The following is a 26,658-nucleotide window of genomic DNA, read 5'->3' on the forward strand; positions in this document are numbered from 1 at the left end:
GAACCTGCCAAAAAGCGACCAAATGTTTATTTAACAAGACTTTAGGGAAGGCATAAATTTTATGGTTTCAGAATTAAAATAACCTTCATTATTGTTTTTCTGTACAGATCTACAAGTATAAAATTCATATTTAACTATTTTTAATAAGCCCTATCGTAAAGAGAGTTATAATAAATGCTATGGGATGCTTACTTTTGCCGCATGCGAAGAAAGAACAGGCGACAGGTATTCGAGAACATAGAGGTTGTAGATGCCGGTGCAAAAGGAAAAACAATTGGTAAAGCTCCTGATGGGAGGGTCATATTTTTGACAAATACCGTACCTGGTGATGTAGTTGATGTACAGACTACTAAAAAAAGAAAGGCTTATTTTGAAGGTGTTGCAACGGCTTTTCACAGCTATTCAGATAAGCGTACAGAACCACAATGCCAACACTTTGGCGTTTGTGGAGGTTGCAAGTGGCAAGATATGGGGTATGAGCACCAACTCTATTACAAGCAAAAGGAAGTTGAGAATAACCTGAAACGAATTGGACATCTTGAACTGCCGGAAACCACTCCTATTCTAGGTTCTGAGGAACAATATTTTTACCGTAACAAAATGGAGTTCTCTTTTTCGGATAGCCGCTGGCTAACCTTGGAAGAAATTCAATCTAACGAAGATATTGCGGATAAAAATGCCTTGGGTTTTCATATTCCGGGAATGTGGGACAAAATATTGGACATAAAAAAATGTCATCTTCAGCAAGATCCGTCCAATGCTATTAGGTTAGAAACCCGCGATTTTGCAATTAAAAACGGACTCACATTTTTTAATCCGCGAAATCAGCATGGCCAATTGCGCACCCTTATGATACGAACAGCATCTACGGGTGAACTTATGGTCATGATACAGTTTTATGAAAATGACAAGGCTAAACGAGAGCTGCTTTTAAATCACCTTAAAGAGACATTTCCTGAGATTACTTCGCTTTTATACGTAATTAATCAAAAGCAGAACGATACTATTTACGATCAAGAAATTGTTTGCTTCTCCGGTCGCGACCATATTTTTGAAGAAATGGAAGGGTTGAAATTTAAAATCAACGCAAAATCATTTTACCAGACCAATTCGGCACAAGCGTACGAATTGTACAAACTTACCCGTGAGTTTGCAGATTTACGAGGAAACGAACTCGTATACGACCTCTATACCGGTACTGGCACCATTGCACAATTTGTTTCCAAAAAAGCAAAGAAAGTAGTAGGTATAGAATCCGTTCCGGAAGCTATTGCAGATGCCAAGGCCAATGCCCTTAGAAACGAAATTAGCAATGTAGACTTCTTTGTGGGCGATATGAAAAATGTCTTCAACCAAGAGTTCATAGACGCCAATGGTACTCCGGATGTTATTATCACGGACCCTCCAAGGGATGGTATGCACAAAGATGTGGTACAACAAATCTTGAACATTGCACCTGAAAAAGTGGTTTATGTGAGTTGTAACAGCGCCACACAGGCCCGAGATTTGGCCCTGATGAAAGAGATGTACCAAGTTGTAAAAGTTCAACCGGTGGATATGTTCCCCCAAACCCATCATGTTGAAAATATTGTACTTTTGAAAAAGCTATAGCTTTATGAACAAACTCAAAATACTTTTTATAATCGCCTTGGGAATTCTCTCCTTCTCTGCCTGCGAAAAAGATGATATTTGTACGGATGCGGATACACCCCAATTGGTCATTCGCTTTTATGATGCGCTCAACCCAACAGAGTTCAAAGATGTTCAAAACCTAATTGTTTGGGGCATTTTAGATAACCAAGGTAAAGACACCATAGACAATATAGCACTAGATAGTATTATTCTGCCCTTGCGTGTGGATGCCAGCAGCACTACGTTCGCCATGTCCAGACAGTTGAGTATTGATGATGTAAATGTGGATACATTAACCTTTAGCTATGACGTAAAAGAAATCTACGAGTCCAGAGCTTGTGGTTACATTGCCAATTTTGAGAACTTAGAGGTAACCGTACAACAAGACGATTCCGTTTGGGTCCAGACCATAGATGTTGATAATGCACTTATTGAAAACACAGCTTCAGCCCATGTTAAGATATTTCACTAGTCTCTTTTTTCTTTTGATTATTGCTACGGGATTTTCCCAAAGCGAACCTATAGACCTGAACAAAAAAGATACCACCGTTTATAAGCAACGTTATGGCCTTAGAGTTGGTGTTGATTTAAGCAGACTTGTGGTCTCCTTTTTTGAGGACAATTACACAGGGTTGGAACTAGTGGGAGATTATAGGCTTACCCAAAACCTATATTTGGCCGCCGAACTGGGCAACGAGAAAAAAACTATTGGCACACCCTTAGGTCCTGATGTTGACATAGAAAGTGGGGATTTATATACCTTTACAACGTCTGGTAGTTACATTAAGGCGGGTATAGATTATAATACGTACGGCAATTGGTACGGTGAACAAAACATGATATATATTGGTGGCCGTTTTGCGTTTAGCACGTTTAGCCAAGAACTGGACGCTTACAAGATTTTTGATACCAACCGCTATTGGCACCCTGAGGATTTTGCTGCAGCAACCGATGCCCTTGGTAAATACGAAGGCCGAAATAAATCCTGGTTGGAATTTGTTGCAGGGGTTAAGGCCGAAGTTTTAAGAAATCTCTATTTTGGTGCTAGTGCCCGCTTAGGCATCTTAATAACCAATAAACGCCCTGAAAACGAGCTTGACGACCTATTTATTCCTGGCTTTAATAAAGTTACCGATGGTAGTCGATTTGGAGTAGGCTACAATTTTTCCCTCAGTTATCTCATTCCGCTTTACAAAAAGAAAAACGAGCCTAAAAAAGAAGAACCCCAACCCCAGCCCGAACCAAAACCTAACGGAAAAGACAGGCCTAAAAAGCAATAAGCAAATAGCTTTAAAATAGAGTTAGACAACTACTCTTTGTCTTTATTCATGTACTTAGCTTTTTTACTGCCTTCGTACATTACATACTTTACCAAGCGAGATTCCAAATGACTGTTGAATACCTTTATTTTTCGCGACGGTCTTAAGCCTACATACTTAAGTGCCTCCATATTGGAAGTAATAAACCAAGCATCCGTACCTGGGTACTTTTGCTTTAAAGTATCGCCAATGGATGCATAAAAATCCTCCATATCCAAATTCAATCGTTCTCCATAAGGCGGGTTAAAAACCATGTGTAGCTTGCCATTGGTAAACTTTTCGGTGTCAAAAAAATTCTTTCGCTCAATGGATATATATTCGGAGAGGTTAGCATTCTCAACATTGTCAGTTGCCTTGCGAACCGCAGAAGGGGCTTTGTCATACCCCACTATTTTATGATGGAATTCACGAACCTTGTTAAGACTTACATCTACAATCTTATCAAACAAATCTTGGTCAAAATCATGCCATTTTTCAAAAGCAAATTCCTTTCTATTGATATTTACCGGAATGTTACAAGCAATCATGGCCGCTTCGGTAAGCATGGTGCCACTACCACACATGGGGTCAAGAAAATCGCACTGCCCGTCCCATCCGCTCATGAGCAAAAGGCCCGCTGCCAATACCTCATTGATCGGTGCTATATTGGTAGCCGTACGATAGCCCCTTTGGTGCAATGACCTGCCTGAACTATCTAAGGACACATTACAATGGTCATTATGAATATGTATATTGATGCGTACATCAGGAAACTTTACATCTACACTAGGCCGGCTTCCATCCATATCCCTAAACTTATCTACAATGGCATCCTTAACTTTTTGGGACACATAAAGTGAATGTGTAAAATTATCCGAGTTTACCGTAGAATCTATAGCAAAGGTGGTATCTACCGAAAGATAATCCGCCCAATCCATGGCATATATCTTTTTATATAGGTCATTTTCACTACGAACCGAAAAAGAATGAATAGGTTTAATGATCTTTATAGCTGTACGCAAACACAGATTGGCCTTGTACATAAAGCCGGTATCACCTTCAAAAGCGACATTTCTTACCCCTTCTACTACATTGCCGCCACCTAAGTTACGGATTTCCTTGGCCAAAATCTCTTCAAAACCAAAGAGGGTCTTGGCGACCATTTTAAAATTTTTACTCATGTCTTATTCTAAAGTTGCCGCAAAAATACAGTATTTTAGCCGGAGAAATACGAACCCGCCCATTGCTTTCTTAAATGCCGTTCGTCCTTTCAATACCGGAAGGATAAAATTGCTTTTCTGAAACATTGAAAAAATAGGGTTCATAGCTGTAATTACCGCTAGAATTCAAGACTAAGAGCCTCTATATAAACGATTTTTCCGTTAATGAATTACGCTTTACCCATTTTTGCCGTTCTGTTGAGCTTTGCTTTTGTTTATGTTGTGAAACCTGATAACAAAAGCCACTTTAAATTACTCTTGGCCTTTAGTGGCGCTTTTCTTTTGGCTCTTACTTTATTTGAGCTTTTTCCCTCTGTGTACGAACATGGCAACGCAAAAAATGTAGGCTTGTTCGTAATGCTTGGAATTTTGCTTCAAATTATTCTGGAGTTCTTTTCTAAAGGAGCGGAACATGGGCACGTTCACCTGGACAAAGAAAAGAAACTTTTCCCTTGGTTACTTTTTGGAAGTCTCTGTCTTCACTCTTTTCTGGAAGGCTTTCCCATACACCACCACAACACTATTATTTACGGTATCTTAATTCACAAGGTGCCCATAGCCATAATTTTAAGCATTTTTCTATTAAATTCTAAAATCCCGATTACCAAGGCATTTTTGTTCATTACCATTTTTTCTTTAATGACACCTTTAGGGAGTTATATTGCGAACCATACGGATTATGCAGACACTTACTTTGCGTCAATTAATGCTTTGGTCATAGGTGTGTTTCTTCATATTTCTACGGTTATACTCTTTGAAAGTTCCGAGGGGCATACCTTTAACCTCCGCAAGATAATCGCCATTATTTTTGGTATTGCAATCGCATATTTTTTATAGGATGTTCAGCAAAGCGGAATCAAAAAAATTACGGGAAGACTTCTGGATCGCTTTTGGAAAATCGTATCCTAGAAAATGGATACTGTACAACACCAAAGTGAAAGGCCTGGTCTTTAAATTTCATTTTGACCTTAAAAAGGCGATGGTTTCCATTGATATAGAAACCGATGACCTTGAAAGGCGCATTACCCTTTGGGAGAAATTCCAATCTCTACAGTCTCTTCTACAGTCTGAAGAATACCTTCCGGAAGCGGTCTTTGATGAAGCCTTTTTCCTTTCCAACGGAAAAGAAATTTCAAGAATATATGTGACCCTAGAAAACGTTTCTATCCACAATAAAAATACTTGGCAAGAAACTATGATTTTCCTTAGTCAACATATGGCCCAAGTAGAACTTTTCTTTGAAGATTTTAGGGAGGTTTTAGAGTAGCATCAAACCAATTTCATCTGATGCCGAATTCCTTTCTCAAGCCCTGTTAACTGCGCCATACCCAAAGCCCTACCAATTAAAGAGTACCCAGGATAGAAATCGTTCTGTCGTTTTTTATCATCAAGCAAAACATGGCCGTGATCAGGCCGTAAAGGAATGGGAACATCTGTTCTTCCGGACTGTTTTCGTCTTAGCTGTTCTTTTATAAAGGCTTCCATTACATCATCCATTGCCACGGAACCATTAAGGTGTTCGGCCTCATAAAACTCACCCGAAGCACTTAATTGTACATTCCTTAAGTGGATAAAATGAATACGGTCTCCAAAGTCCTCTATAATTTTCACCAAATCATTATGAGGAGAAGCTCCCAATGAACCGGAACAAAAGGTAAAACCGTTATGCTTTGAAGGGTAACAATCACGAATAAATGTCAAATCCTCGTAGGTTGAAGTAATTCTTGAAATACCAAAAACCGAGAAAGGCGGGTCATCCGGGTGAATGGCCATATGAATACCCAACTTTTCAGCCTCTGGTAATATAGCTTTAAGAAAATACGCCAAATTTTCTTGAAGTTCCGTTTTTGATATCCGGCTTACCATCGCTAAATTTTGCTTAAAAACGGACATCTCAATTGACTCCTTACTTCCGGGTATACCAGCAAGAATGGCCTTTTCCAATGTTTTCTTTTCTTGAGCGGACAAACTGCTAAAATAAGCTTCCGCCATAGTTACCACTCGCTCTTCATATACCTCAGCGGCATGCTCCCTTTTCAGTATAAAGAGGTCAAAAGCAGCTATGGCGATAGGGTCATAAAGTAAACTGGATGTTCCGTTAGGTAACCGGTAATCTAGATTGGTACGCGTCCAATCTATAAGGGGCATAAAATTATAGCAAATTGTATAAATGGTATGCTGGGCTAGATTCTTAAGCGTTTGGATATAATTGCCAATATACATATCCCTTTCAGGAAGTCCGTATTTAATGGCATTATGAATGTTAACGCTCTCTACCACGGACCATTCCATACCATGCCGTTCGATTTGATTCTTCACATTGGCAATGACCTCTACGGGCCACACCTCACCCGTAGGTATGCTGTGGCAAGCTGTAACAATACCTTGAGCCCCTAGCTGTGCAATATCGGCCAAGGTTACTCCAAAATTAGGCCCAAACCAACGGTAGGTCTTCTTTAAATACTCCATATTAGACTCCCGTAAAAGAATTAAAACCACCATCTACATCGTAAACGCTACCGGTTACGAACGAAGATGCTTCGCTTAAAAGGTAATGCACCATTCCGTTGAGCTCAGAGGCATCGCCAAAACGGTTCATTGGAGTTTTTGCCAATATTTTTTTGCTGCGATCCGTATAGGAGCCATCCTCGTTAATCAAAATCTTTCTGTTCTGATTCCCGATAAAAAATCCCGGAGCTATAGCATTTACGCGAATTTTATCACTGAATTTTGTCGCCAATTCTTCAGCCATCCATTTGGTAAATATATCAATACCCGCTTTGGCCATGGAATAGCCCAACACCCTAGTTATAGACTGTTTTGATGCCATAGATGAAATATTGATTATAGAACCACTGCCCTGCTCAGCCATTAATTGGCTCATTACAATTGTGGGGAGTACACTACCAAAAAGGTTAAGGTTTACCACTTCTTTGGTATCTTTCAGAGAAATATCAAAAACGGTTTGATCAGGGCGAAGTGTTGCTCCCGGCAGATTACCCCCGGCCAAATTAATCAGACCATCAATTGCACCATGGGATTCCTTAATTTTCTCCCTTAGAGCAATCAATTCCTCTTCTTCCATTACATCTACTACATAAGAAATAGCGCTATTACGGGAAATACGATTTAGTGCATTTCTTTTACTATCCAGTTTATCTGCCGATCTACCCAGAAGTATTACACCAGCACCATTCTTAACCAAGTACTCAGCAATGGAACCTCCTAAAACTCCGGTTCCTCCAGATAAGGCAATGGTTTTGTTCTTTAAATCAAAAAGGTCGTTCATATCTAGTTTTTCTTGGCCATTTCATAGGCTTTGGTAGTCGTGTAGTATTTACTGATCATATTGGGCACTTCCCATTCAGGCAGTTTCCCGGCCTTCAAATACTTCAAATAATTTTCGGTTACCTGGCCAAAATGAGCCTCATGTCCAATTTTAAAGGTTTCGGGAATATTAATTTTGTAGCTCCCATCTTGCATTTTCTCCATTGTGGTACCTTTAAACTGCTTTGCTATATTATCAGAAATAGCTTTGTTCAACACCTCTTCAAATCCGTCTTTTTGATGTGGTACAATGTACAGGACAGGTTTATACCCCTCTTCTTTTCCTTGTTTTATAACAAGATTACTTTTGGTGCCTCGCATGATACTATAATGAGTATCGCCTGTGCCTTCAGGCGCTTCATAGTTCCATATTACGGATACCTTGGCGTGCTTGCCATTTATTTTATATACCATTTCGCCATTACAGAAAACACGTAGCTTATCGTCTTTTATATCCTTTTCCAAATAATCTGGATATCCCTCTAGACGGGTAACCTTCTGAAATTCGTCTGTTGTAAGTACAGTAGGCCAACGTTTGGCCTTTACCATTTCTATATTATTGGTATCTATTACTTGATCGGGAAAAGCCTCCCATTGCACCAAATCTACCAAGTGAGTGGTTACATCTACTATGCCTTCGCCTTCTTCGTTTACATCAAAAAACCAGGCCGGACGCACTAATGGTTGACCGGAAACATATTTAAAAAAGTGATGCACACTCTCTTTACTAATTGCAGGTTCATATGGCGTACCGTTCACTAATTCCCCAAAAACATCGGGCAACGTTGAAAAGGTTTTTTGCATTAAGGTTGTAGACTCAAAACGTTCGGTCATAATATCATAAATCAATACCCCGTTCTTTTCCGCAATATCAAAAGCCAGTTGTAATTTTTTAAACCCCTTCGGATTTATAACCAAAGGCTTGTCTGCATAGACGTTCAATCCAGCCTTTACCGCCTCAAGAACATAATCTATTTTTTTACTGTTCTTACCCGCTACGATCATAACGTTACCGGGTTTATCGGCAATCATTTTTTCCAAATAATCATCGCCTAAATATTTTTCTACCTTCCAAGCCGTAGGGGCCTCTTTCCTAGAATTATACGAGTTTATTTTATTTAAAAAATCCTGTACTTCCGGACCTTTCGGGGCAAAAAGATAAATAGTGGAGTCTACTTGGGGATACATTTTTTTCTGAACCAATGCCGCATGAAAGTGCCCTGGATCCAGCGTCATCATTTTTACTTTATCAGGAGACTCCTCTTTGACCATTTTATCATCTGTTTTTTTCTCACCACAAGCAATGCAGAGCAGCAAAACTAAAAATGTAATCTTATTTTTCATGTATAGGTTGTTAGTCTTTGCCTTTTACCAAATATCGGCAAAAGGTTCTTCTATCTATATAATAAATGTTTAGGAAGTTGCTTAAAAAGCCCGCTCAATGTGAGCGGGCTTTTCTTAATTTAATACTTTACCGTATCCGTTCCGTAAGGCTTTCTTTGCTCACGGCGTAACATGGCGTTGGCCTCATCATCGTTAATAAACACTTCTTTGTCATAGTCCCATTCCAGTTTTCTATCAAACTGCATGGCAATGTCACTGATCAAACAAATAGCACAAGCCTTATGCCCTTTTTCAATAGGTGAAATAGGTGCTGTTCTAGTTTTGATACAATCTAACCAGTTCCCATGTTGATCATCAATTTTTTCTAGGTGAATTTCGTTTTCCCCAATAACCGATTCCAAAATTTTAGGGTCCGAAGCGTTTAACGCTCTACTACTCTTTTCCTTATCCACAGGGTCAGTGGCCGAAGCTTGATAAGAACCACGGGAAACGAAAATCCATCCGTCCGTACCTTCATAACGAATTCCGTTGGTATACCCTCCACTGGTATATACAGTAATGCCATTGTCATACTCATGCTTCACGAAGAAATCGCCATGAACGTTCCACAATCCGGATTTTGGAAACTCGGCTAGGGCTTCTACAGAAACCGGTCCACTTAACTCTGTATTCATTCCCCATGCTGCCGAATCATAATGGTGCTGACCCCAACCGGTAATCATTCCCGCTCCATAATTACGAGAACGCAACCAGCCCGGTCTACTATAATCAGCTTGGGGGTGTACGCCTATTTCTGTATACGGAACTTCTGGCGTAGAACCCAACCACATATCAAAATTCAAGTTTGAAGGTACGGGCATTGCTGGTGCCTCAGGACCGGCAGGATCACCGGGCAAACCAATTTTTACCGTATGAATTTTACCAATACGTCCATTTCTCACCAATTCTGCTGCAACCCTAAATTGTGGCATGGCACGTTGCTGTGTTCCAACTTGCAAAATAGCACCCGTTTTCTGAATAACTTCGCGCAATTGCTGACCCTCCCTTACCGTTAAGGAAGTAGGTTTTTGAAGATAGATGTCCTTCCCTGCTAAAGCAGCTTCCATAGCAGGCTGTGAATGCCAATGATCGGGCGTACTAATTACTACGGCATCAATATCCTTGTTCAAAAGCATTTCGCGATAATCTTCGTATACCTTAGTTCGGTCATATTTAGCCTTACCCGTTTTCTTCTGGTAAAACCCGTCTACTAGAAGTTTGGCATCTGCGGCACGTTTAGAATCAAGATCGCACACGGCCAAATAATTGGCCTGATTAAAACGTATAGTATCGTGAATATCATGACTTCTAGCGATACGTCCGCAACCGATCTGACCTATGTTTATTTTATTACTGGGCGCATTTTTACCCAAAACATGGGCCGGTACAATACTTGGAAAACCCACCAAAGCGGTAGTACTTAAAGCAGTTCTGTTTATAAATTTTCTTCTCTCCATGTTGGTAATACGTATTTTATTTATTGATTAATTCTATTTGATTTTCACTTGCGAACGATTGCCAGTACGCTTCTGCTTCCTCAGCATTTAAAGTACCATCAAACACAACCATACGGTAATTTAATTCATAATTTTTGTTCGGTTCTATTTTCCATTCCTCATGACGAATAGGACAAAACTCAAAAAACATATCGCCCCTACCTCCATTAGCATCAATAGGCCATATTCGCATTGGCTCCGGATGATTTCTATTCTTTGGGTGACTCATAAACAAAATGCCGTTGGTACCTTTTCCGTCCGACGCTTCTCCTGATACGATACACCATTTAGCGTTTGTACCGTCTGCCGTTAAACGATCATTGCCTTCCGAAGTCAAAACCGAACAATTATCAGCCTTCCAACGTTCGTTAAACCGAAGTCCCAATCCACCACCGTAGCGGTACGCTTCAAACAAAATACCATTTTCCAAAGGCGAACTAAACTCACTTTTATAATCGAACATATAGCGGTCCGGTCTGTTCAAATCCCATAAACGCACCTTAAGATTTTCATTCAGGGCCACTTGCGGATCCTCTTTGGTCTTCAGGTCTATATGTTCTTGGGCCGCGGTAAACGAAGTAAAAACATTACCCGACTCCTCTTTTTTAAATTCCTTAAAAAGAACCGTACCCATACCTTCGCCCAAGTTCCAAAAATCTACTCGCTCACCATCTACTTGCGTATGTGTCCATGGTCCCCAAAGACCATAATGATGATAGTGGTCATCTGGTTGAATGCGCGTAAGCGTATCTCCTTTTGGAGTAATAATTGGGTGAATATATCCCGATTTTCTAAAAATAGAATCTGCACCTACCGGTGGATACGTCATCTCATACCGATATGAAATAACTGGTTTGTCCTGAAGCCTTAACTGCAAATTCCCGTTTTGTTTTTGATTAGAAACACCCGTGCCGGATTTTGATGCTGACATCCCGTTTTCCAAGCGAAAATTTAAAGTCACATCTTCACCATTATCTTCGACCGGAACAAACCAGATTCTACTCTCATTTTCGTCTAATTGAAACGGAACCTCAATATCTTCCTCTCCAGTTTCCTGAAAAAGAACCATAGCTTCGTTAAAATCAATTTGATTGGCATCAGCATTTTTTAAATCAAAATGTACAGGTTGGGCCAAAAAAACTCCGTCACCTTTTTTTACCGCAAAGCGGATTGAATTTTTAGTATTACATGACCAAGCGGCCGTAATAAGAATAAATAGAACAATTTTATGCATAAACAGTATTTAGATGACGGAATTTAAACAAAAACAAACTCAACACTAATTATCATTATCTGATTCAGGAATACTAGTCAGAGGAGCAATGTTAAGCTCAGCTCCCGGATATCCTTCATTTTGATTGATTCGCCCTTGGGTATTGGCGTTTATTGCGGACGCTGGTATAGGCCATAAAACATGGTAAGGGCTCATGGTAAAAGACACGCCAAAAATAGTCTTAAGACCTGGAACGTTATAAAAATCCGTAACATCCATAATCCGATCATACCAAAAATTATCTTGGGAAAAATTATCCAAATTATATGATTTTCCATTGTAGGCAGTTCTTCCTGTTTTTGCAAAAATGTATGCAATTCTAGTAAGTTCAGTTTTTCTGCTTTCCTCATAGTACAGCTCTCTCGCACGCTCATCTAGAATCATATCTATATTAACGTCTGTTGCGGTTATAGGGTCAGCTTCTGCTCTTTGTCTCACCGCATTTATATCTGCCGCCGCTAAAGCATTATTATTGTTCCAAAAGTAAGCTTCGGCCCGTAGCAAATAGGTTTCTGCAATACGATAGACATACCAGTCTCCATGCCCGCCCGCTGGTCTTGTAGCGGTTGGATCTGGAACCAAAAATTTATATTGAGGGAATCCGTACCAATTTCTAATAGTATCAGAACAAAGTGGCGTGCCGTCCGGAAGGTAAAGCTCTAGGTTTTTACCATAAAAGGAATTTCCCGCTTCTTTTAAACTTGGCGCGTTATATACCAAATCTTCCATATCGTACCAGTTACCAAGCTTATGTCTTTGATCATCATTAGCATCTTTCCAAATTTCTTTAGTGCTATAATTGGTTCCTCTGTTTCTACCTATCCCTCTGCCTATATCTGTAACCAAATTAATTTCTGCTTCCGGAGAGTCTGACATTCCATTCTGACCATCTGGGGTATTGATAAAACGCCACCATAAAGGCACCGCTTGTCTCTGAATACTAGTACCTCCACCTGTAGCTCCTTGTTCACGAAACTCCAAACGGTCTATTGCCACTAAAATTCCTTCAGTGTTACCTGGTATACTTTTATTTTCAACGCGATGTAAATCCCAAGTTACATCTTTGGTATCATCGTTTGCATTAATACCAAACCTTTCTGTCATTAGAGCATATTGACCGCCATCTATAACTTGAGATGCCGAAGTTATGGCTGCATCAAAATCACCCAGAGCAAGATTTACTTTTGTTAATAGGTGTAAGACGGCTCCTCTTGTAACTTCTCCGCCAGGCGCCACTTCATTGACCATGGTAGCTGCCATATTCAAATCTTCTTGAATTTTTCTTAGAACAACATCTCTTTCAGTTGAAACAAAATCCAATTTTGGACCACTTATTTCTTCCAGTACCAAAGGTATATCACCAAATTGATGCGTTAATCGATAATAACGGTATGCTCTATGAAAAAGGGCTCTACCTAAAATATCCGCTCGCTGTTCGGCACTTTCAAACTCTGCATCATCCAACCTATCAATAACCGTATTTGCAAATTTGATTCCCTCGTAAAAACTCTCCCAATACCAGTTAATTTTATTAGTATTACTACTATTGTTATTGGCGTCTGGTAAAATCTGAGCATTTAAATCTTGAGCAGGGCCAGCCTTATCCGTTGTACCCTCAATAGAAACCTCAGAAAAAATATTCTCTGTAATCATTGGTGCACCATCTCCATAAAATTCACCTCGGATTCCCGTAAGCGCTTGTGAAAGAATCGCATTTAATCCTTCGGGTGTATTCAAAGCATTTTCAGGTGTGAAAAATGATTTTGGTTCTTGATCCAAGAAATCCTTGCTACAGGAAATGGGAACAAATAGAGCGACCAGAAAGAATCGTATCAGGTTTTTCAAATAATATGTATTTATATTTTTCATCTTACTGCTGGATTTTTATTGTTATAGACTTAAATCGATACCTACCGTAAAGAATCTTGGTGTTGGTTCTCGACCATTGGCACTGAAGAGACCATTAGAACCTCTTGATGCTCCATTTACGTTTGAACCTTCTGGATCATAAAAATCCCAATCCGGAGCCCAAACAGCCGCATTTCTAATATTTGCATAAATACGTGCACTAGACATTGATAATTTTGACAAAATTGTTTCCGGAAGTCTATAGGCCAGTGTTATATTGCTTAAGCGAACGAATGAACTACTTCTATAAACATTAAAACCCGGACCGTCATTTGAAAACAAACGGGCATAATCATCAAGTGGATTATCCGGTGTCCAATAAGGAGTTTGTGGTGAGTTTACCCTATCAACAAAACCGTTTCTATTTTTTGCCTCATTGAATACTCGTTTTTGACCGAGTCTAGCATACCACTCAAAAGAAAAGTCGAAATTTTTAAGAAAAGAAAAACGGTTGGACATACCCATATTAAACTGAGGTGAACGGTTGCCAACAAAAACCTTGTCATCATCTGTAAAAATGCCATCTCCATTAACATCCCTTAATTTAAAATCACCTGGTTCAAAACCAAGCTCCGCAGCTTGGGCCGCTTCATTGTTTTGCCAAACTCCCAAAACCTCGTAATCCCATATAACATCCGTTGCCTGACCAATAAATCTTTGGGTAGTTAAATCATCAAGTTCATTTCCGTTTTCATCCAAGTCTCCGTACAGGGCGTTGATTTTATTTCTATTCAATGAAAAATTGAAACTCGTATTCCAGCTGAAGTTCTCCCGGTTGTAGTTTTGGGTTGAAACTACAAATTCAAGACCCTTATTCTGAACTTCTCCTAAGTTTGTAAAAACTTCGTTAAAGCCTATTACACTTGGCAATTGCCTACGTACGATTAAGTCCGTAGTAACATTTCGGTAGGCATCAATAGACCCCTCTACAATACCTCCCGCAAAGCTAAAGTCAAGTCCTAAATTGACCGCCTTTGTTCTTTCCCATCTTAAATCAGGATTTGCTATGGTATTGTTATTAAATGTTGGAACTGGAACAACGGTGCCGCCATCTACATTGAGATAATTACCTCCGGACAACTCTGACAACTGCGCATATGCACCCAAGCCTCTTTCATTATTGAACGATCTAAAGCCTCCGGGATTAGGACTAGTACTAATTCCTCTAGCACTACCAAAACCTCTGTTCCCATTCTCACCATAGGATGCTCTCAGTTTTAGAAAGGTAACAAAATCGGATTTAAAAAAATTCTCTTCAGATACCGTCCAAGCTCCTCCAACAGAAGGAAAATAGGCTCTTTTATTGTTAAGACCAAATGCGGAATACCCATCTCGCCTCATAGTTAAACTCAAATTATACCTAGAATCATAGTTATAATTGAACCTGGTCATAATAGCATCTCCCGTAGTCTCTTCATCATCAGTAAACACCGTTTGATTTGTACCCGCCTGTAAATTACTAAAGCCTAAGGCATCACTAGGCTCAAAGGTATTCGCGTTAGCTATGGTGGTATAGGTTTCAAACTTTTCCGCATAAAATAGGGCCGTTAGACCAAACGTATGCTTATTTATTATTTTGTCCCAGCGTATAATATTATCCAACTGATATTCCTTTTGTTTTCTATTCCATCTCTGTGCGCGTCCTACGACATTATTAGGATTTAAAGAAGATGCATGAACAAAGTATTCTTCAATATCCAACCTATTCGTAAAACCAAGTTCATAAGAAAAGCCCAAAGGCAACTGCACCTTAGCATACACCCTTGAATTGAAAGTGTGTTCCAAATCAACTAAATCATCATAAGTTGGTCGCAAAAAAGCTGATGAGGCACCCGCTCCTGGATCATCTTGAGGGCTTATCCTTAACAGAGTACCCTCATCATTAAATTCCGAACCCCAAGGGGAGGAACTAAAGACCTGGTTTTGATCAGCAGGAATAAACCCTTCATTTCGTTTCGCAAATTGGGTATTCATTCCCACGGTTAGCCAAGTATTTACTTTGGCATCTAAATTTAAGCGCGATCGCAGTGCTTCAAATTTTTCCCCAACAACAATGCCTTCATTGGATGTCCGGCCAATAGACCAGTAATAATTCAAACCTCCATTGCGACCAGAAATACTTACATTTTGTTCATTTCTAAAGCCGGTTTGCATTATTTTATCATACCAATCAATACTTTTGCCAGCTAGATAATTCTGCACTTCAACATCTTGAAACCCTATCCTTGTCAACCATGCTGTTGTCGGGTCTCCTTGTGCACCGGTATAAGCCAGCCACTCATCTACTGAGACACCATCGGGCAGGTTATTTGGATTATCAAATATACCTGGGTTTTCAGAGGCTAGCTGACCTCTACTACTTTTAAAAACATCCACACGCCAATTAGCATAACCGTCTGGGCTATAAGGTCTAACCGGGTTCTGTTCACTTGCAAAACCAACACTGGAATTGATTGTAATAACAGGTTTGTCACTAGACCCTTTTTTAGTAGTTACCAAGATGACACCACCAGCTCCACGCGCACCATATACAGCCGCTGAACTAGCATCTTTTAACACATCTAATTTATCAATGTCTGCCGGGTTAATATCTGAAAGGTCACCTGTATAAAGTATACCATCTACAACAATTAATGGGCTAGTACCTGCCGTTAGACTATTATTACCCCTGATTTGAATCTGACTCGTTCCTTTTGGTGATGCAGAAAAACCTATATTAAGTCCCGCTACGTTACCGCGCAAAACATCAGTAACCGAATTTACGGATTGGTTGGATAGTTCAGCTGCATCAACTTGAGCAACTGACCCTGTTAAATCCTTTTTCTTGACCGCTCCGTAACCTACAACAATGACTTCATCCAATGAAGAAGCGCTGGGATCAAGCGAAACATTTACCTCAGTATTTCCGGCCACGGGAATTTCTTGAGCCGCATAACCTATATAGCTAATTACGATTACTGAATTTTGATTGGCCACGGAAATAGAATAGTTTCCATCAAAATCTGTAGACACACCATTGGTTGTTCCCTTCTCTACCACAGTAGCACCGGGAAGTGGAGCGTCATATTCATCTGTTACAGTTCCTGTAACAGTAAATTCATCTTGAGCATAAGCCGAAAACGAAAAAATCCATACGAGCCCCACGAGACATAACGATTGTCTCAAGAGCTTAAAATCACTTAATAATTGTTTCATAAAGAGTGAGTTAAAATTGGGTTTGATTATTTAGGTCTAATTGACAGGAAACAAAACTATAAAAATTTATGAATTGCGCAACCGATTGCGTAAATTAATTACACAAAACTTGATAATTATATAATAATTACACCTAAAAACTCTGAATTTAGCTGAAATCAATACGATTAAAAGAATTATTACAGAAATACTCTTGTATATTTCAATTTGTTGCGTAATATTGTTGCAGTAACATTGCACTAACCAAAATGGCAAAAAAAGTAACGATATACGACCTGGCACAGAAACTAAATATTTCTCCGGCCACGGTCAGCAGAAGTTTAAACGACCATCCGGCCATTAGCCAGAAAACCAAGGACAAGGTATTAATGGTTGCCAAAGAAACCGGCTATAGGACCAATAAATTCGCAGCCAACCTTAGCAAACAAAAATCCAATACTATTGGGGTAATCGTACCAAAACTGAACTCCAATTTCATGTCTACCGTTTTATCCGGTATTGAGAAAATAGCCAATGATATTGGTTACAATCTAATTATTAGTCAATCTTTAGAATCCGAAGAAAAGGAGAAACTCAATGCAAAGACCCTTTTTGACAGTGGCGTAGACGCCTTGCTAGTATCCCTCGCTTACGAAACGGAAAATTTTGACCACTTTACCACTTATACAGATCGGAAAATTCCGCTCTTATTTTTTGACAGGGTATGTGATTTACCCAACTGCCCTACTATTTCCATAGACAACCATGCCGCAGGATTTGACGCAACACAACATTTAATTGAGCAGGGCTGTAAGAATATTGTTCATATAAGTGGTAACCTTAAACGTAACGTATATGCCAATAGGTTTGATGGCTACCAAAGAGCTCTTTACTCAAACAACATTCCGTTTAGAAAAGAAAACCTGTACGAAAGCGATTTAAACATAGAAAACGTAAAGGACATTATTTCTAGAATAAAAAATTCCGAACACAAGGTAGATGGTATTTTCGTTTCTAACGACACCTTTGCCGTGCACTGCATAAAGGAATTAAAAAAAGAGGGCTACAGCATTCCTGAAGAAATAAAGGTTATTGGGTTTAACAATGACCCTGTCTCAGAAGTAATATCACCCAACTTAAGTACCATAGAATATCCTGGATACAAAATGGGAATTCTTGCAGGAGAGAGCATTATAAGCCACTTAAGCGGCTCCATTAACATTCAATCCGCAGATCAAATACTTATCAAACACAAATTAATAAAACGAGAATCTACTAAAATTTAAAGACAACTATCACCCATGAAAAAGAGTATTACTGTACTATTTTTACTTGTTACGGGACTAATTTTTTCCCAACAAATTGAAGATTTTAAAATTACCGAAGAATGGTTGGCCAAGATAGAAAAACTGGCTCCGTCCGAACCTACAGTGAAAAATGTTTCCAAAAAGAAAATTTTAGTTTTTTCAAAAGCAACAGGTTTTGATCACTGGACCATTCCCCATAATGCAGAAATGTTAAAAATACTTGGCACAAAATCCGGTGCATTCGAGGTTCATATAGCGTATGACATTGAAAGTTTTGACAAAAAGAACCTAAAAAAATATGACGCTGTCGTATTTAACAATTGTAATCCTTCTGGTCCTAAAAGGCATTTATTTTGGGATTTGTTACAGAAAAACTCCAACCTTCCCGATAATGAAATAGCAGTTTTAGCCGAGCAATATGAGACCAATTTGTTAGACTATGTTGCCAAAGGCGGTGGCCTTATGATATTGCACGGGGCTATTACCGTTCAGAACAATTCCAAAAAGTTTAGTGAAATGACAGGCGGAAGCTTTGACTACCATCCTAAACAGCAAGAAATGCACGTTAAGGAAGTAGACCCAAAACATCCTTTAGTGCGAGCATTTAACGGAAACGGACTTACACATGTAGATGAACCATATTTTTTTAATAACGCTTACTTTGATTACAACTTTAGACCACTGCTATATATTGAAATAGATAAATTGGAGGGAATGAGAAAAGAGGTTGATGAAAAAGTCAATTATGTTTCGTGGATAAAAAGACATGGAAAAGGCCGTGTTTTTTATAGCTCGCCATCTCACAATGCGCAAAGCTTGGACCACCCAGAGCTATTACAATTTTTCTTGGACGGACTGCAATATGTAGTGGGCGATTTAAAATGTGATGACTCCCCAATAGGAAAATAGATAAGGTTGGACTAATTTTGCTTAAAACGGCAAATTGAAAACAATTCATACCACCATTACAGTAGCGCTTTTTTGTTTATTAATCTCATGCAAAGAGACCGAAAAAAAACCTAAAAGTAAAGTTCCAGATGTTTCCGAAATATCCGTAACAACTGAAGACATAAGCCTGTTAGACATATGTATCTACGCACACGGCGGCATCGATGCTTGGAGGTCATTTACCGGACTTTCGTACAACCTAACCGAAAAGGGCAAGACTGTTTACCAACTTACTAATATTAAGGACCGCAGAGCCTACCTAAAATCTAAGGATTACGAGGCAGGCTTTGATGGTAAAGTGGCATGGGCCAAACCCGATGCTTCTAAAGTACCGGGTAAATCTGCTGCGTTTTACTATAATTTGGACTTTTACTTTATTGGAGTGCCTTTCTTACTGAAAGACCCGGGCGTAATCTCTTCCGAAGAGGGAGAATCCGTTATTAACGGAAAAGCCTACGAAACTTTAAAAATCACTTTTGGCTCAGAAGTTGGGCTTACCCCAGAGGACGTATATTACCTCTACTTAAACCCTGAGACTTTTCGGTTGGAGATACTTACCTATTCAGTTTCCTTTTTTGATAAACTGAACGCATCAATAAATTCAGCAAAAGTATATTCAGACTATATAGAGGTGCAAGGGTTAATGATGCCAACAAAAATGGAAAATTTTGCTTGGAAGGACGGAGAACTTGGAGAAAGCACAAACCATGTACGCCTTTTTAGAGACATTCACTTTTTGGATAAAATAACTGACGAATCTGTTTTTGAAGCCCCACAGGGCTCCACAACAGAAGCTATCAACTAAGCAAAGTACTATTTTTTAGAATAGTCCAATAATTCTTGTTCCGTATACTCCGCTCCGCTTTTAGGTTTTGTGTTGCGTAACTCTTCTATTGTTTCCAGTTTTAACCTACTTGGCACATCAGAAAATGCGTTGGTCACATAGGAGATAATATCGGCAATATCTTTATTTGAAATATCTTCATTACGAATAAGGCCTGGCATAGCTAGATTTAAATCATACCTTTTTCCCTTAACCGTAACAGGACCTTCAAGCCCATGCAGAATAATAAGACCAAGTCTTTCTGTGTTTGCTACATGCTCAGAGCCCATTAACGGTGGTGCAAGCCCTTCAATACCTTGCCCGTTTACTCCATGGCAAGATGCACAAATCTCATAGAACATTTTAGCTCCACTTGTTCTTGTGTCCTCTACCAAGGATTTTCTGGCGAAAATAGGGTTGACCTTATCTTCTTTTCGCTTTTCATCACTTGTAGCTAAGGCTTCAGCAAGCATTTTATTTGTAGGCGCTATTGTTTCTTTTAATATATGTTCATCGCCTTTTACCCCACTCACCAAAGCCTCGGTAAAGATGGGTTTCTTTGAATATGAACTGCTCAATTCTTTCATAATTGGCAAAAACTGTTCTTTATCCAACGAAACCAAACTACCCATTATACTGCTGAGATATAGATTTATTGTTACGTTATTTCTTGCTATAAGTTCTTTTACCAACGCCATATTCTTCTCCGCGCCAGCTTCTTTTAGAAAGGGCTCAATAAGTACAAGTGAATGTGCCCCAAGTTCCGGAGAACCTTTTAGGGCAACATCTTTTAGAAGGTCATAAGATAGTGCGCTAAGACCTTCAAGGGTATAGAGCGCGTGTATTTGAGAAACTGAATTTTGTGCACCTAGAACAAGCCCCTCCAACTCTCCTACTACATTTTTATCCTGCCTGTAAACAAGTACTTGCTGGGCACGGTCCCTAACCCAACCGTTGTTGTCTTTTAACAGTGCAACAAGTTGCATAGACTTCAAGTCATCAAAATTCTGTAAAGTCTTCTTTGGTTGCCCCACTTTCTTAACTCTAAGTATACGTCCAAAGTTAATTAAGGTATCCAGTTTATTGACTGCTACTTTTTTCTTTAGATAAGGACTCAAATACGCATGATGACCTATCATACCCCTATGCATATCCGTGATATACATGCTTCCATCGGGGCCATTGTTTAAGTTTACCGGTCTGAACCCTTCATCCGTTGAAGTTAGGAACTCTTTGTTTTCGTAAGCCTGTTTCGCAGTAGTTGAGTCTCCTGTAAAGGTTAAAATATTTCTCTTAATGAGGTTCCCTTCGGGGATACAGACAAAAACGTTCTCATCATACTCCGCCGAAAACTCACCTCCCCTATACACCAAAGGAGCACAAGCTGCAGTAGCCTTTACCAGTATACTGTCCTGATTTAAAACTCCTTTTGCATAACCTCTGTTCACTGTAGTTGCGTGTTTAGGATACACACGTTGGTCCTTTGTCAGCATTCTATTCACACCAAATTTCGGCGTAAAGTATTTATTTCTCACCAGTACATTGGGCAATACATGGTCCCCTAACAACTGTCTTGAATTATCGTTAAAATATAGTCTTCCAAAGTTATCATGACTTATCCCCCACTGCCCTCTAAAAGTGGTGGCTTCTTTTTTCCACACCCCATTTTCACGTCTGTATCGGAAATTGGATTTTGCATTATAAATCCAGTTATCCACATTCATCATTAAACCATTTGGCTGATGTTCCGGATTACCCTCTACAGCATAAATTGAATCTACCACAACCCTATTAACCGGCTTGTCTTCTTTAATCTCGGTAAAATAAAGAAAAGGAGGTTCTGAGTATAACAGTCCCCCATATACATGGGCCAGAGCCCTAGGCATTACCAGACTATCTAGGAAAGTTTTGGTATGATCTACAATTCCGTCATTATCCAAATCTTCCAATATATCAATACTTCCTATCGGTTTGGTCTCATCACTGCCCTGCATATCGTTCATATAACCCGGCATTTGTACCACCCAAATTCTACCTTGATTATCAAAATCTATAGCTACAGGAGCTTTCAAATAGGGCTCTGAAGCCACAACATCTAACTCAAAACCGGATTCCACCTCATACCCCTCTAAAGAGATACGTGGTTCATCATAAGAAGTTGTACAATTAGTCAAAAAAATAAGGAGAGTACCAAGAAAAATAGGGGATGTAAATAACTTCATTCTACACAAAATCTTTATGCTATACTAATATCGTTTAAAGATACACTAAACAGTGATCAAATACATGAGAAACCAGTGATAACCGGCATCGTTTAAAATAATAAAGAAAATCTTTTTATAAAGTGAGATGTATGTTAAAGGTCAAGACTACAGAAGGTTTTAAGTAATTCAACAAACAGAAATACATGAGCCTCTATTTGTAACAAAATAGTGCTCCACTTTAGAATGAAGCACTATTTCCTCATTTTTTTTTTAAAAGAAATCTTTTACTGCCATTACATGAAAATCCTGTAAAAACTTGAAATCGATTATTCAACGATTAGTTTAATACGCATTGAAGCCGAGTGTCCAGGAAAAGTACAAACAATCCAATATTCACCGGCAAATTTGGGAGTATCGAAATAGATAGTCTCTTCTGATTCTGGTTGAACGATACCGGTATGAGCCAATACCAAATCGGAATCGGGTACATAATTTAAGTCCGCCCCATCAAGCCCCAAGTGCAGCGCCAAATCGCCTACTTCGTTTACCGAACTTTCTCCTCTATCCGTAATCACGAGATTGTGAAGCATATCATCATTATTATTAAACGTAATTTCTACCTTGGATTTTCTTTTGAGTTTTAACTCGGTTATATCATATTTAAGACCTGGCTTAGTACTGATTACGATTTTCTTGTCCGGTCCATTAACCCAAGTTAACGGCATCTCGTTTACTCTTTTAGGCTGCGCCAAACCACCTTTACCGGATTCAGTTTCAATTGGAACAGATTTTAAGGTACCACCAGGAACCTCATTTAGCGTATAGTAGCCCGTATCATGTAAAAGTTTTTCTCCCGTAGTTGCTTTTAGATCAGGAATTTTTAACTGGTGAATAAAACCCAATTTCATACCACTAACCGTTAAACGAGCGGAAAGGCCGTCTTCCGAAACTTTGACGCTTGTTACCTTGGCCTTTTGTTGGTCAACAATAGGACTACCATAAGTATTATGGTACAAATAATTAAAGGTTGTAATTTGGTAACTAGAAATATCCGTGGCCATTTTTTTATTTACAGGCTTCGTGAACTCCAAAAGAAAACCATCATCTTCGGCCTTCATGGTTTTAATCTCAAAAGGAACCTTTCCATTCCATTTCAATCTCTGTAAACCGAACATTTTTTTTCCTGTAGATGACCAACCTCTACTTGTCATCCCTACGAACATACTGTTATCGCTACCCCATAACATTCTTAAAATTCCGGATGAGAACCCCTCTACAAAGGGGAAAACGGCACCTTGGTAGACTCCATTTATCTTCTCCATGTAAACCCTCATAATTTTGCTATGTCCTTGATCACCCACGAACATTTGCCCTTCAAATGGACCAAACTTGCCCTTAGTGGTATCATAAATCATATCCGAAGTAGAAATACCCAATATAGTATGTGGCAGCCAAATAGCAGGCGCTCTTAATTCCGGAACTTTTTTTGAATACTCATATAGACTTAATCCAGATTGTTCCTCAATATCCTCTTTTTTAAGTTTTAATGGGGATTGAGGGTCACTTGTCCAAACCAACCCTTCAGGATTACCGGCAAAGGTTCCTTTTTCTAAGTGGGTTATTCTTCCTGAGCCTACCCAGTCTCCTTGGTTTTCCGAGTAAAAAACATCTCCAGCACCATTAATAACAAATCCTGATGGGGAACGCAAACCAGTTGCGATCGGAATCATTTGTCCTTCCGGTGTTATTCTCAACATCCATCCTCGCCATTTTACCAAACTAGCTCCATGACCTATCCAAGATAAATTCAGCGTGACCAACATATCACCATTCTCCGTAAATTTTGGACCGTACGAATAATCGTGATAATTACCCGAAAGCGGCCAGGAATAAATAGTCTTGTACACGTCTGCAACGCCATTATTGTCCTTATCCGTTAGCTTAGTAAGCTCACCTCTTTGTGCGAGATAAAAACTTTTGTCTTTATAATTTAGACCTAAAGCTTCATGCATGCCGCTCGCAAATTTTGTATAGGAAGGCGATTTACTATACGGGTTATCTATAACCCAAACTTCCCCCCTTCTGGTTGAAACACCCAATTTATCATCGTCTGTAAGGGCTAAACCACCAACCTCCAAAATAACATCATCAGGAATGGGCACATCAACAATGTCATAGAATTGAGCTTCTTTTTTGGCCATGGCCGATTGAGCCACTCCAAATTGACAACTACCAAATAGTACTAAAAAAAATATTGTTTTATATAAAGTCTGCATGCTCTGTTTTTTACCAAATGATACTATACTCAACCTTTTGCTCTCCTGTTGGAATTTTCACCAATAGTTCATCAACCCCATTCGCTTCACGAATTGTAGGAACTATACTTTCGTCTGAAAAATTCACAAAATAACTTTCGTCGTTCACGATATATGAACCATCCGGAAGCTTCTCTATAGCTTCTCCAGATGCAACTTTATGCCAAATTTCACCTTCACCGCTAGTTAATATAGTTCGGTTTAATTTTCGTTCATTTGTAGATGGAACTATTTTATCCTTGATTACTTTGGATTCCATTTTTCTCATAAACGTAGGGATTCCACTTTTATCCATTTCGTAACCTTGGGAAAACTGCAAACCCTCTTCAGAGATTTTATTTGGCCAATTAGCATCATCCGAGGCTAAAACTGCAAACTCAGGAGCACCATGAAAAGACACTGCAAAACCAACTGGCTCCCCTAATTGTCTAATTCCTCTAGCATGCCACATTTGCGTGGCATCTAAAAAGTCGCCGCTCCAAACTTGCAACAAACACCCTGATGCCAAATCATATGCATAATTTATTTTCTGCGGTGTACCTACAGAGATGCAATGGGTTCGCTTATCTTTTCCGTGCATTAAGAAACTTCGCTGAGTCACAGCAATGTCCGTGGGTTCAACCATAATTTTTCTACTGTCCACACTTTTTCTTTCATCAATAGAACTAGGACTGTGAAGTGCTTGCCTTTCTATGCCAGGCCCTTCAGCATATAGACTAAAACCTATGGTCCATGGATTGTGTTTATTATAAATTAATCGAAACGGCACATCTCCTTTGGTTAGTGATACTTTAGCAAGACCCAAAGAATCTACAATAAAATTCCCATCTCGATTTATCACCGTATCATTATCAATTATAAGTAGACCACCTGCTTGATTCAACCTAAAGTCAAATAAGTAGTCACCTGTATTTGGAACATTCAATTTACCTTGATAATCCAGTATTCGAGTAACCTTATTTCCTTCTGCCATAGATGCAGAGATGGAATCCGTATTAACTTCACGAATAGGAACCAAGGTATCGCAATTAGGAAGCATTTTACCTTCAAACTTAAATTCTTTCATCTTTATATTAGCAAAAGAAAGTTTGCTCGTATCGTATAACTTATATTTCAAGTTTTTTAAAGCTACAGGACCATGATCGCCTTGAATCATTAACGGGGCCTTAGACACTTCTCCTTTTGAAATACCTCCCCTCGTTGGGCCAGAAACCTCAATGTTTTCATGAATCAATACTCCATTTAACAAAACCTCTTTAAATTCGGCATTCTTAATTTTATTACCAGACTCATCAAATCTAGGCGCATGAAAAATAATTCTAAAATGCTGCCATAGACCGGGAGCTTTTGCTGCATTTATTTTAGGAGCAGACCCTTCGTAACCCTCCTGACCTTTTTCCTTTGTTTTGTCCCAACGTTGATATATTCCACCCATATCTCCATGAGAAGATTCTGACACTTTCCAACTATCAAAAAGTTGAATCTCATATCTACTCTGGAAGTAGAGGCCAGAATTTGAGTTCTTAGGCATCATGACATCCACCTCTAGTTCAATATCACCATGATCAAAACTTGTAACAAGATTTCCTTTATTCTCTCCCGTTGGAATATTTACAAGAATACCAGTTCCTTCGAACCGGCTTATTTCTTTATCCTTTGTTCGATCCACATATACATTACTGGCCGTACTCCAATTCTCGGAAGTCTCCTTAAAACTACCCATATCATTGAGGGCTATTGATTCATAAGGAAGCGAAAGTTCTTGGGGCGACGATTCCGCCACTTCCACCTTCTTTTCCTTTTCTGTGCAGGAATACAACAATGCACTTAAAATAAAGATTGGTACAGTTCTTTTCATTGGTATGGTTTGATATCAAAAATAGATTAATGGATTCATCTAGTATTCTAGCAGAAAACTAAACGTAGCTAAAAATACAAAAGTGTAAGAATCACACCTAATATAAACTTGCTATTTCATCCATAACTTTAATAAAAAAGAAAAAAATTAACGCGAATTATGATAAATGCGATTTTGTAGAGAACACTAGGCTGAAGTATTGTTAGCCCACCGTTCCGGAAAGGGTAAAAAAAAGGTCCCGACCAGTAAAACTGATCGGGACCTCGAAGCAAGGCGGCTTCCTACTCTCCCACCTATTGGCAGTACCATCGGCGCTGGCGGGCTTAACTTCCCTGTTCGGAATGGAAAGGGGTGGGCCCCGCCGCCATGGCCACCTAAATTTTGAATATTTTGATACTTGGCCCTTTCGCTATCGCAGCGGCCGAAGTATGACATAATAATGGGACAGGTATGAAGAGGGGAAAACAGCGCTCCCTTTAAGTAAAAAGGTCG

The 26,658-nt window shown here is 39.3% G+C and carries 19 protein-coding genes and 1 rRNA gene; 8 read left to right on the plus strand and 12 right to left on the minus strand.

Annotated features, from left to right (window positions below; translation table 11 throughout):
• Positions 1-201: 201 nt before the first annotated feature.
• The 3 genes from rlmD to KO513_RS19500 are packed head-to-tail and all read left to right on the plus strand — an operon-like array spanning position 202 to position 2,912.
• A complete protein-coding gene (gene rlmD / locus KO513_RS19490; RefSeq protein WP_215914819.1) occupies positions 202-1,611 on the plus strand; it encodes a 23S rRNA (uracil(1939)-C(5))-methyltransferase RlmD in 1,410 nt (469 codons plus the stop codon).
• 4 nt (positions 1,612-1,615) lie between these two features.
• On the plus strand, positions 1,616-2,104 hold the full coding sequence (locus KO513_RS19495; protein WP_215914820.1) for a DUF6452 family protein: 489 nt from the start codon (positions 1,616-1,618) through the stop codon (positions 2,102-2,104).
• Complete coding sequence (locus tag KO513_RS19500) at positions 2,085-2,912, plus strand: DUF6048 family protein (RefSeq protein ID WP_215914821.1); 828 nt, start codon at positions 2,085-2,087, stop codon at positions 2,910-2,912. The genes KO513_RS19495 and KO513_RS19500 overlap by 20 nt, the downstream gene beginning before the upstream one ends.
• Positions 2,913-2,941: 29 nt before the next feature.
• Here the strand turns inward: KO513_RS19500 and KO513_RS19505 are convergent, their stop codons facing one another.
• Complete coding sequence (locus KO513_RS19505; RefSeq protein ID WP_215914822.1) at positions 2,942-4,111, minus strand: THUMP domain-containing class I SAM-dependent RNA methyltransferase; 1,170 nt, start codon at positions 4,109-4,111, stop codon at positions 2,942-2,944.
• Between the two features lie 204 nt (positions 4,112-4,315).
• On the opposite strand from KO513_RS19505, the gene KO513_RS19510 reads away from it, so the two are divergent.
• Together KO513_RS19510 and KO513_RS19515 are read left to right on the plus strand one after the other, a co-directional pair.
• Complete coding sequence (locus KO513_RS19510; protein ID WP_215441718.1) at positions 4,316-4,987, plus strand: ZIP family metal transporter; 672 nt, start codon at positions 4,316-4,318, stop codon at positions 4,985-4,987.
• Position 4,988: 1 nt separating this feature from the next.
• A complete protein-coding gene (locus KO513_RS19515) occupies positions 4,989-5,417 on the plus strand; it encodes a DUF4268 domain-containing protein (protein WP_215914823.1) in 429 nt (142 codons plus the stop codon).
• A 2-nt stretch (positions 5,418-5,419) separates the two neighbouring features.
• Here KO513_RS19515 and uxuA read toward each other — a convergent pair whose 3' ends face one another.
• The 7 genes from uxuA to KO513_RS19550 all read right to left on the minus strand — a co-directional run bounded on the left by uxuA (position 5,420) and on the right by KO513_RS19550 (position 16,732).
• Entirely contained in the window at positions 5,420-6,619 is a 1,200-nt protein-coding gene (uxuA, locus tag KO513_RS19520) for a mannonate dehydratase (protein WP_215914824.1), read from the minus strand.
• A gap of 1 nt (position 6,620) precedes the next feature.
• Complete coding sequence (locus KO513_RS19525; RefSeq protein ID WP_215914825.1) at positions 6,621-7,439, minus strand: SDR family oxidoreductase; 819 nt, start codon at positions 7,437-7,439, stop codon at positions 6,621-6,623.
• Between the two features lie 2 nt (positions 7,440-7,441).
• Entirely contained in the window at positions 7,442-8,821 is a 1,380-nt protein-coding gene (locus KO513_RS19530) for a putative oxidoreductase C-terminal domain-containing protein (RefSeq protein ID WP_215914826.1), read from the minus strand.
• Between the two features lie 119 nt (positions 8,822-8,940).
• Positions 8,941-10,317, minus strand: a complete 1,377-nt coding sequence (locus KO513_RS19535; protein WP_215914827.1) for a Gfo/Idh/MocA family protein — start codon at positions 10,315-10,317, stop codon at positions 8,941-8,943.
• 16 nt (positions 10,318-10,333) lie between these two features.
• The gene (locus KO513_RS19540) at positions 10,334-11,590 is read right to left on the minus strand and encodes a PmoA family protein (RefSeq protein WP_215914828.1); all 1,257 of its coding nucleotides are present in this window, start codon (positions 11,588-11,590) and stop codon (positions 10,334-10,336) included.
• Between the two features lie 45 nt (positions 11,591-11,635).
• A complete protein-coding gene (locus tag KO513_RS19545; RefSeq protein WP_215914829.1) occupies positions 11,636-13,498 on the minus strand; it encodes a RagB/SusD family nutrient uptake outer membrane protein in 1,863 nt (620 codons plus the stop codon).
• Positions 13,499-13,519: 21 nt separating this feature from the next.
• Positions 13,520-16,732: a SusC/RagA family TonB-linked outer membrane protein gene (locus KO513_RS19550; RefSeq protein WP_215914830.1), complete on the minus strand. Its 3,213-nt coding sequence runs from the start codon at positions 16,730-16,732 to the stop codon at positions 13,520-13,522.
• A gap of 248 nt (positions 16,733-16,980) precedes the next feature.
• Between KO513_RS19550 and KO513_RS19555 the strand changes: the two genes are divergently transcribed.
• Genes KO513_RS19555 through KO513_RS19565 form a run of 3 tightly spaced genes read left to right on the plus strand, consistent with a single transcriptional unit; the run spans position 16,981 to position 19,771 of the window.
• Entirely contained in the window at positions 16,981-17,997 is a 1,017-nt protein-coding gene (locus tag KO513_RS19555) for a LacI family DNA-binding transcriptional regulator (protein WP_215914831.1), read from the plus strand.
• Positions 17,998-18,012: 15 nt separating this feature from the next.
• Entirely contained in the window at positions 18,013-18,927 is a 915-nt protein-coding gene (locus KO513_RS19560; RefSeq protein WP_215914832.1) for a ThuA domain-containing protein, read from the plus strand.
• 34 nt (positions 18,928-18,961) lie between these two features.
• Positions 18,962-19,771: a DUF6503 family protein gene (locus KO513_RS19565; RefSeq protein WP_215914833.1), complete on the plus strand. Its 810-nt coding sequence runs from the start codon at positions 18,962-18,964 to the stop codon at positions 19,769-19,771.
• A gap of 8 nt (positions 19,772-19,779) precedes the next feature.
• On the opposite strand, the gene KO513_RS19570 is transcribed toward KO513_RS19565, so the two are convergent.
• The 4 genes from KO513_RS19570 to rrf form a co-directional block, all read right to left on the minus strand.
• A complete protein-coding gene (locus KO513_RS19570; RefSeq protein WP_215914834.1) occupies positions 19,780-22,011 on the minus strand; it encodes a DUF7133 domain-containing protein in 2,232 nt (743 codons plus the stop codon).
• 308 nt (positions 22,012-22,319) lie between these two features.
• The gene (locus KO513_RS19575) at positions 22,320-24,269 is read right to left on the minus strand and encodes a sulfocyanin-like copper-binding protein (protein ID WP_215914835.1); all 1,950 of its coding nucleotides are present in this window, start codon (positions 24,267-24,269) and stop codon (positions 22,320-22,322) included.
• Between the two features lie 10 nt (positions 24,270-24,279).
• Complete coding sequence (locus KO513_RS19580) at positions 24,280-26,166, minus strand: 3-keto-disaccharide hydrolase (protein ID WP_215914836.1); 1,887 nt, start codon at positions 26,164-26,166, stop codon at positions 24,280-24,282.
• Positions 26,167-26,434: 268 nt separating this feature from the next.
• Positions 26,435-26,544 (minus strand): 5S ribosomal RNA (gene rrf / locus KO513_RS19585).
• Positions 26,545-26,658 lie beyond the last annotated feature (114 nt).

The organism is Zobellia sp. B3R18 (genome assembly GCF_018860715.1).
GTDB lineage: Bacteria > Bacteroidota > Bacteroidia > Flavobacteriales > Flavobacteriaceae > Zobellia > Zobellia russellii.

Coding starts and splice junctions, on each gene's coding strand:
- KO513_RS19550 (WP_215914830.1), bottom strand. CDS start 16,732: ATGAAACAATTATTAAGTGATTTTAAGCTCTTGAGACAATCGTTATGT.
- KO513_RS19570 (WP_215914834.1), bottom strand. CDS start 22,011: ATGAAGTTATTTACATCCCCTATTTTTCTTGGTACTCTCCTTATTTTT.
- rlmD (WP_215914819.1), top strand. CDS start 202: ATGCGAAGAAAGAACAGGCGACAGGTATTCGAGAACATAGAGGTTGTA.
- KO513_RS19505 (WP_215914822.1), bottom strand. CDS start 4,111: ATGAGTAAAAATTTTAAAATGGTCGCCAAGACCCTCTTTGGTTTTGAA.
- KO513_RS19555 (WP_215914831.1), top strand. CDS start 16,981: ATGGCAAAAAAAGTAACGATATACGACCTGGCACAGAAACTAAATATT.
- KO513_RS19545 (WP_215914829.1), bottom strand. CDS start 13,498: ATGAAAAATATAAATACATATTATTTGAAAAACCTGATACGATTCTTT.
- KO513_RS19535 (WP_215914827.1), bottom strand. CDS start 10,317: ATGGAGAGAAGAAAATTTATAAACAGAACTGCTTTAAGTACTACCGCT.
- KO513_RS19575 (WP_215914835.1), bottom strand. CDS start 24,269: ATGCAGACTTTATATAAAACAATATTTTTTTTAGTACTATTTGGTAGT.
- KO513_RS19495 (WP_215914820.1), top strand. CDS start 1,616: ATGAACAAACTCAAAATACTTTTTATAATCGCCTTGGGAATTCTCTCC.
- KO513_RS19525 (WP_215914825.1), bottom strand. CDS start 7,439: ATGAACGACCTTTTTGATTTAAAGAACAAAACCATTGCCTTATCTGGA.
- KO513_RS19540 (WP_215914828.1), bottom strand. CDS start 11,590: ATGCATAAAATTGTTCTATTTATTCTTATTACGGCCGCTTGGTCATGT.
- uxuA (WP_215914824.1), bottom strand. CDS start 6,619: ATGGAGTATTTAAAGAAGACCTACCGTTGGTTTGGGCCTAATTTTGGA.
- KO513_RS19510 (WP_215441718.1), top strand. CDS start 4,316: ATGAATTACGCTTTACCCATTTTTGCCGTTCTGTTGAGCTTTGCTTTT.
- KO513_RS19530 (WP_215914826.1), bottom strand. CDS start 8,821: ATGAAAAATAAGATTACATTTTTAGTTTTGCTGCTCTGCATTGCTTGT.
- KO513_RS19500 (WP_215914821.1), top strand. CDS start 2,085: ATGTTAAGATATTTCACTAGTCTCTTTTTTCTTTTGATTATTGCTACG.
- KO513_RS19515 (WP_215914823.1), top strand. CDS start 4,989: ATGTTCAGCAAAGCGGAATCAAAAAAATTACGGGAAGACTTCTGGATC.
- KO513_RS19560 (WP_215914832.1), top strand. CDS start 18,013: ATGAAAAAGAGTATTACTGTACTATTTTTACTTGTTACGGGACTAATT.
- KO513_RS19580 (WP_215914836.1), bottom strand. CDS start 26,166: ATGAAAAGAACTGTACCAATCTTTATTTTAAGTGCATTGTTGTATTCC.